Source organism: Parendozoicomonas sp. 2304DJ65-17, from assembly GCF_058148445.1.
The window spans coordinates 1-230 of record NZ_JBYVJV010000164.1 but is presented as its reverse complement, the minus strand read 5'-3'; the positions used below and the strand labels follow the sequence as shown (position 1 = coordinate 230).

The 230-nt window shown below is 47.4% G+C and carries 1 protein-coding gene; it reads right to left on the bottom strand.

Annotated elements, in window-relative coordinates:
- On the bottom strand, positions 1-230 hold a 230-nt coding region (rsgA, locus tag ACY2RR_RS24900), incomplete at both ends, for a GTPase RsgA (RefSeq protein WP_490110884.1).

Here is a 230-nt window from a genome sequence, read left to right as displayed (position 1 = left end):
TGATTGGATTCACCAATCAAATTAGTTTTGTTTAGCAGCAGAACTGGCTCAATATCTACAGCTTCTGCAGCCACAAGGTAGCGATCTATCAGGGTGGCGTGGGCTGTAGGAACCGGAGCAATAACCAGAACAATGTAATCAATATTGGCCGCGACGGGTTTAATTTTGCCGTGATTATCTGGCCGGCATAGTTCACTTTCTCTGGGAAGCTGGGCGACAACTACGCCGAT